This is a genomic window from Tepidibacillus decaturensis (assembly GCF_001561915.1).
Lineage (GTDB): Bacteria > Bacillota > Bacilli > Tepidibacillales > Tepidibacillaceae > Tepidibacillus_B > Tepidibacillus_B infernus.
In genome coordinates, this window is sequence record NZ_LSKU01000001.1 from 350146 (window position 1) to 354581 (window position 4436).

Sequence of the window (4436 nt, forward strand, 5' to 3'; positions counted from 1 at the left end):
TTTATAATATTCAATTAAATGGAATAAAAATCCTGTCACTATAAATTTTTAAAAAAAATTTTACTCGTACTAGCATATTTTTGCCACCTCACGCATATGCTGTAGCGTAAGCGCAGCTTCAGCCAAGGAGCGATACAGCTTCATAGCCAAAGTCCATCCTTCTTTCCTAATGGGATAGAAGGTTTTTTATTTACCCTCTGTGATTAGTTTACATTAAATCGTCAATACTATTTCCAAAAGGAGTGGTATAAAATGGGCGATTTAATTGGTGCAGGCATTCTTATAATTGGAACAGTATTATCATTTGTTTTTTTTCTAACAAGATCGAAGGATAATAATAATGAAGTAGTAATAGACGGTGAGAGATTGAAAACGGAATCTCCCATAGAACGACGTTTATATGATGCGTTAACCTCACGTGGGTATTATATAGTTACACAATATCCTATGGGTAAGTATAGGATCGATATAGCATTGCCCCAAAATAAAATTGCTATTGAATGTGATGGTCACCAATTTCATTCCAGTAAAGAAGCTAAAGAACGTGATAAAAGGAAGGATAAGTTCTTGCGTTCAAAAGGATGGAAAGTTATAAGAATTCCTGGGTGGATGATCTATAAGTCATTGCCGAGGGTAATTAGAATTATTGAGGATGAGATCAAGGATGAGGTTTTAGTTTAGAATTCTATCCGCTGTCACTCGGCAGGTGATTTTTTTACCTAAATTGCAACCCAAAATGCTACCGAAATGGTTGCAAACGATTGATAACAGACGATTAAGATGAACATATATTATAGAAGAAAGTAGGCTTTATCAGTATTTTCATCAATGAATAAAACACTTAAAATAACGCATTACCACACTGGCAGTGTAGAGGTCAGGGGTTCGAGCCCCCTATGCTCCACCATGAAAAAAACCAATATCAGCAAATTCGCTTTTAGATCTAAACCTTCGATAATTAAAAACTCGTTTATTCAGAACTTGGATGTCTGCATCACGCTGATCCAACTTGTTATTAATCGTCTGAAGCATTGCATGAACGTCTTCTGGATTGCTTTCTTCGATACGTTGAACAGTGGCCTTAATATCTGTAACATCTGATTGTAAATAAGATGCTTTTGTTTCAAGTGTATCAAATTGGGTGTTCATGTTGGATTTGATATCTTGTATCTCTTATTTCATATTTTTCATTTCATTCTCTATGCTATTTAATCTTTGATTATTCATTATCCAATTTTAAGCTCTCCTCAAATACTGTAATATTTTATTTTTAACAATTATAGCATATAAAGCAATAAAGAATAACAAAGTTTGAAACAAAACCTATTGTCTGTTTTAGTTATTGTAGTTATAAGGATGATTGCTGTTGTTCCTCAAAAAGAAAATGTCCGCCCCCTAATCATCATAAGGGCGGTTTTTTTACGTAACTCCTCTAATTCCTTCTTTTTTCCTCCTCATTAACTTCAATTTGTAGATCATCATTCCAATCCAAACAGCGAAACTCTCAACAGCAACGTAATCTAACCAATTCGTAAAATCAATATCATTTAGTGTAGTCATGAATAATAGTAAAAATAAGATATCCGTACTATTTATTTTTTTCATAAAAATCAGCTCTTTAATTTCTAGGTGTGATATGCTCCACCATACTTAAATATTACAAAACATTTACTCCTTAATAGGCTATAGTACAATCAAATGCTAGACATTTACATAGTATTTGTATTGTGAGATTTACACCTACAAAGGAGAGATGATAATAATGAAGAAAATAGGAAAAGATGATGCTTATCCAGGTCTTGTGCCAAACCATACCCATGGTTCTGTGGATTATACTTCAATCGAATTAGATCATGTTCATCAATGCCTAGATATTACTTCACCACCAATACTAACTAGTGATGGGGGACATATCCATTCTGTCGAAGGTTACGTTTTGTTTGAAAATGGTCATACACATTATTACGAAGCATACTCTAGTCCAGCCATTCCAGTGGGCAGTGGAAGGCATGTTCATTACTATGATTTCTATACAACAAAAAATGTCGGACACAAGCATCGTATTAGAGGTGTAGATCAACCGGCGCCTGGCGATCTTTAACCTTGACAAATTGTGCTTAACATTTTTAAAATATATAGTACACAATTGATCGGGATGTGGCTCAGCTTGGTAGAGCACCACGTTCGGGACGTGGGGGTCGCAGGTTCAAATCCTGTCATCCCGACCACTATGAGCTTTCATAAAAAAAGAAGAAGACCTACTTTAAATCATACTAAGTAAGGCCTTCTTTGTCGTTTATAGGTTAGAATTACTTAGATAAATTTTTTGTAACAGCAAGCATAAACTTTAATCCATTTTGAACACCTGGATCTTTCATTAGCTTTAACAATGAGCCAAAGCCAACTTTAGAGGTATCATGTTTTATATCTTCTTTTGCCTGTTCAACGGCATCTAGCACTTTATTAATCGTTTCCATGCCACCTAAATCAGCTAGTACTCTATCTCCAGTTTCTACTGCTGTCCCGGCGATATTAGCCATTTTAATTACTGCCCCTGTGTTAAATGCTCTTGTTGCACCGGAAATGAAGTGAGCTAAATCTAATAAATCTTTTAATACATTTTGCTCTTTCATGGTATTAATTGTTTGTACTAATTCTTTTAAGGTATTTAATTCTTGTTCAGTTAATTCTAACGTATTCTTACATTCTTCCATTGTCACACTCATTTTTTACACCCCTTTTCCTTTCTATAATAGTCCTCGAGCTGTCATCCAATACATTTCGTTAAATGCATGTTTAAACCAATGGATCATAGCAGATGGTGGAACTGGATTTGGAGGATTTTTATAATCCATATTAATGTAAGTTCCTTCTTCTAGACCTGCTTCGATAAAACAGAAAACTTTTCCATCATAGAAGTGAGTAGGTGTTTGACCATGAAGTTCTTGCTCAATATTTTTAGCAACATATTCAGACTCATAGTGAGCTGTAGAACCAGCTTTACTAATTTGGATTGCAGTTGCGTCTCCAACTACATAAATAGAAGGATCTACTTCAGATTTTAAAGTGTATTGATTAGTCGGAATAAAGCCCATTTCATTACCAAGTTTAGAATCGAAGATAACTTTTGCTCCGCGATGAGGTGGAATTGAAATTAACAAATCAAAGGATTCTTCTTTTCCGTCCTTGGAAGTAAGAACCTTTTTCTCTGGATCTACTTTTGCAGGCACGAATTGAGTAACATAACGGATATTACGTTTTTCAAGTTCAGGTTTTAACCATTTAGCAACCTTAACTGCCTGATGAACTTCCTCAAGCGGATAGGTATAAACGAGCTCAACCTTTTCTCGAATACCTTTCTTTTCAAAGAATTCATGTAACATTAAATACAATTCAATAGGTGCAACTGGGCATTTATGAGGTTGGCCAAGTGTAATAACGATCTTACCACCTTGGAAGTTTGTGATTTTTTCTCTTAGTTTAAGAGCACCCTCCATTGTATAGAAGTCATCACCAGCTTCAGGTAAGCCAGGAATTAAGTCGAAACGAGGAATTGCACCTGTACCGATGACTAAATAATCATAAGTGAAGTCACCTTTGTTTGTTTTGATTACTTTTTTATCTTTGTCGATCAATGTTGCATCAGCGATGACAAGGTTTACATTTGGATGTACTAAAGCCTTCTGTTTTTTTACATAATGCTCAGGATTTTGCAAACCAAAAGCAATGAAGAGATAACCTGGTTGATAGATATGATCCTCTTCTGCTGTAATCATGGTAAGTTTAACTTCACCATTTTTAATTTCGTGATTTAATCCTTTTGCCAAGTGGTTAGCAACCATGGTTCCACCGGTTCCACCACCAAGAATTACAATGTTTTTAGCCATTTTTTTTACCCTCCCTTAACTTTGGTTCTATAAAGAGAATTGCCTAGGCCAAACTTTGTTCAATATTGAACATGGAACAAAGATACCTTAGGCGGTATGTCTCTAACTCATATTTTATACAAGTCTCGATTATTTTTCCAATGATTTTTTAATAAATACTAATAAGTAATCATTCTTTTCTGAGCGAGAGAAAAAAATAAATAGATGGGTGATCACATAAGAAAAAATACATTATTTTCATATAATATATTAGCTATCTTTTTAGTTTTCTGAAGGGGGAAGAATGATGATTGAAATGGGTATTATTATAGCTTTAGCCATGTCTTTAACCCCATTTCTAAGTGATTATATCCATATTCCTAAAAAGCTAAGAGCATGGACTACACTATTGCTTATCGTTTTGCTAAATATAGGGAATGCATTATTATTTGCAGACCATCAAATTATCGAATCAATCAGACAGGGAATAAATGATGGAGTCATTGCAGTGGGTTTATATTCTACAGGCAAGAATACGTTTGAATATATGAAGTCAAAAAAAAGATTAAA

Annotated in this window: 6 protein-coding genes, 1 tRNA gene and 1 pseudogene; 4 read left to right on the plus strand and 4 right to left on the minus strand. The window is 34.4% G+C overall.

Features of this window, described 5'->3' with window-relative positions:
- Nucleotides 1-252 precede the first annotated feature (252 nt).
- Nucleotides 253-681, plus strand: a complete 429-nt coding sequence (locus U473_RS01690) for an endonuclease domain-containing protein (RefSeq protein ID WP_068722762.1) — start codon at nt 253-255, stop codon at nt 679-681.
- A gap of 213 nt (nt 682-894) precedes the next feature.
- Here U473_RS01690 and U473_RS01695 read toward each other — a convergent pair whose 3' ends face one another.
- Nucleotides 895-1149 (minus strand): hypothetical protein, encoded by a 255-nt coding sequence (locus U473_RS01695; protein ID WP_068722764.1) that lies wholly within the window; start codon nt 1147-1149, stop codon nt 895-897.
- Nucleotides 1150-1419: 270 nt separating this feature from the next.
- Entirely contained in the window at nt 1420-1605 is a 186-nt protein-coding gene (locus U473_RS01700) for a hypothetical protein (RefSeq protein ID WP_068722766.1), read from the minus strand.
- Between the two features lie 157 nt (nt 1606-1762).
- On the opposite strand from U473_RS01700, the gene U473_RS01705 reads away from it, so the two are divergent.
- The gene (locus U473_RS01705) at nt 1763-2101 is read left to right on the plus strand and encodes a YmaF family protein (protein WP_068722769.1); all 339 of its coding nucleotides are present in this window, start codon (nt 1763-1765) and stop codon (nt 2099-2101) included.
- Nucleotides 2102-2151: 50 nt separating this feature from the next.
- Nucleotides 2152-2228, plus strand: a tRNA-Pro gene (locus U473_RS01710).
- Nucleotides 2229-2309: 81 nt separating this feature from the next.
- On the opposite strand, the gene U473_RS01715 is transcribed toward U473_RS01710, so the two are convergent.
- Both U473_RS01715 and U473_RS01720 read right to left on the minus strand, forming a co-directional pair.
- A complete protein-coding gene (locus U473_RS01715; protein WP_068722771.1) occupies nt 2310-2726 on the minus strand; it encodes a DUF1641 domain-containing protein in 417 nt (138 codons plus the stop codon).
- Between the two features lie 21 nt (nt 2727-2747).
- Entirely contained in the window at nt 2748-3887 is a 1140-nt protein-coding gene (locus U473_RS01720) for an NAD(P)/FAD-dependent oxidoreductase (protein ID WP_068722773.1), read from the minus strand.
- Nucleotides 3888-4173: 286 nt separating this feature from the next.
- Between U473_RS01720 and U473_RS14700 the strand changes: the two are divergent.
- Nucleotides 4174-4436, plus strand: a pseudogene (locus U473_RS14700) (hypothetical protein); the annotation flags it as partial.

Bases quoted from the DNA above. Each gene is read 5' to 3' on its own strand.
- U473_RS01695 (WP_068722764.1), bottom strand. From the start codon at position 1,149: ATGAACACCCAATTTGATACACTTGAAACAAAAGCATCTTATTTACAA.
- U473_RS01705 (WP_068722769.1), top strand. From the start codon at position 1,763: ATGAAGAAAATAGGAAAAGATGATGCTTATCCAGGTCTTGTGCCAAAC.
- U473_RS01690 (WP_068722762.1), top strand. From the start codon at position 253: ATGGGCGATTTAATTGGTGCAGGCATTCTTATAATTGGAACAGTATTA.
- U473_RS01700 (WP_068722766.1), bottom strand. From the start codon at position 1,605: ATGAAAAAAATAAATAGTACGGATATCTTATTTTTACTATTATTCATG.
- U473_RS01720 (WP_068722773.1), bottom strand. From the start codon at position 3,887: ATGGCTAAAAACATTGTAATTCTTGGTGGTGGAACCGGTGGAACCATG.
- U473_RS01715 (WP_068722771.1), bottom strand. From the start codon at position 2,726: ATGAGTGTGACAATGGAAGAATGTAAGAATACGTTAGAATTAACTGAA.